This is a genomic window from Pseudomonas sp. BS-2016 (genome assembly GCF_001806145.1).
Taxonomy (GTDB): domain Bacteria; phylum Pseudomonadota; class Gammaproteobacteria; order Pseudomonadales; family Pseudomonadaceae; genus Aquipseudomonas; species Aquipseudomonas lundensis.
Genome location: NZ_MLCT01000108.1, coordinates 1 through 1,798 on the forward strand (window position 1 = coordinate 1; position 1,798 = coordinate 1,798).

Annotated in this window: 2 protein-coding genes; both read left to right on the plus strand. The window is 62.8% G+C overall.

The genetic code is table 11. The annotated features are described in order from the left end of the window. On the plus strand, window positions 1-691 hold a 691-nt coding region (locus tag BKD70_RS22720; protein ID WP_139145800.1), incomplete at its 5' end, for an HlyD family efflux transporter periplasmic adaptor subunit. A gap of 17 nt (window positions 692-708) precedes the next feature. Then, the coding region (locus BKD70_RS22725) for an alginate biosynthesis protein AlgK (RefSeq protein ID WP_371914022.1) at window positions 709-1,798 on the plus strand (1,090 nt) is incomplete at its 3' end.

A 1,798-nucleotide genomic window follows, 5' to 3' on the forward strand; every position in this document is an offset into this window, starting at 1 on the left:
GACCTTCAGCCTGGCGATCTTCCTGGTGGGCCTGGCGGCCTTCGGTTTTGTGGTCAAGTCGCTCTACGGCATGTACTTCGTCAGCCACGCCCAGGCCGGCCTCGTCAGCGTACCGGGCATGAACGTGACCATGCCCCGTGACGGCACCGTGCAAAGCCTGCTCAAGGGTGATTCGGTAGCAGCCAAGGGCGCGCCGCTGGCGACTTTCAGCACCAGCATGCTCGATGTACTCAAGGGCCACCTGGACGAAGACCAGTTGCAACCGGCCAAGGTCGAAGAACTGTTCGGCAAGCAAATGACCGGCACCCTGACTTCGCCGTGCGATTGCGTGGTGGCCCAGCAACTGGTCGCCGACGGCCAGTACGCCAGCAAGGGCGATGTGATCTTCCAACTGGTGCCGCGTGGCAGCCAGGCTAATGTGGAAGCACGCTTCACCTACCGCCAGTTTGGCGATGTACGCCCAGGTACGCCGGTGAGCTTTCAGGTCGCCGACGAAGAACAAGTGCGCACCGGCACCATCGTCAGCAGCACCAGCCTGAACAGCGCCGACCTGTCCTCCGACATCCGCGTGCAGATCAAGCCTGATGCACCGCTGGACAGCACCTACGCCGGCCGCCCGGTGGAAGTCACCAGCGACCGTGGCCCATCGCTGAACTGGCTGATCGACAAAGCCATGGCTCACGGTCTGTAAGCGAGGACATGCCTGTGATGACTCTCTCAAAAACACCACAATCCCTGTGGGAGCGGGCTTGCTGTGGCGAGGGAGCTTGCTCCCGCTCGACAGCGCAGCTGGAGCCGGCTTTTGGGGGCGCTGCGCCCCCCAGCGGGAGCAAGCTCCCTCGCCACAAAGGCAGTGCCCACATTGGTTCGGTAGCGTTGATCGCCCTAGCAATCAGCCTGGCCGGTTGCGCCGGCCTGCCCGACCAGCGCCTGGCCAACGAAGCCCTCAAGCGCGGCGACACCGTCACCGCGCAGCAGAATTACCAGCAACTGGCAGACCTGGGCTACAGCGAGGCCCAGGTGGGCCTGGCCGATATCCAGGTCGGCACCCGTGACCCGGCGCAAATCAAACAGGCCGAAGCCACCTACCGTGCGGCGGCAGATACGTCGCCGCGTGCCCAGGCACGCCTGGGTCGCCTGTTGGCGGCCAAGCCCGGCGCCACTGAGGCCGAACACCATGAAGCCGAAAGCCTGCTGAAAAAAGCCTTTGCCAATGGTGAAGGCAATACCTTGATCCCGCTGGCAATGCTGTACCTGCAATACCCCCACAGTTTTCCCAACGTGAATGCCCAGCAGCAGATCAGCCAATGGCAGGCGGCGGGTTACCCGGAGGCAGGCCTGGCTCAGGTACTGCTGTATCGCACCCAGGGTACCTACGACCAGCATCTGGATGATGTGGAGCGCATCTGCAAAGCCGCGCTGAACACCACCGATATCTGCTATGTCGAACTGGCCACGGTCTATCAGAAAAAACAGCAGCCGGAACAACAGGCCGAACTGCTCAAGCAAATGGAAGCAGGCGTCAGCCGTGGCACCGTGACTGCGCAGCGCGTCGACAGCGTGGCCCGCGTACTCGGCGATGCCACCCTCGGTACCCCGGACGAAAAAACTGCCCAGGCATTGCTGGAAAAAATCGCCCCTGGCTACCCGGCGTCCTGGGTCAGCCTGGCGCAACTGCTCTACGACTTCCCCGAACTGGGCGATGTCGACCAGATGATGAAGTACCTCGACAACGGCCGTGCCGCCGACCAGCCACGCGCCGAATTGCTGCTGGGCAAGCTCTACTACGAAGGCAAGT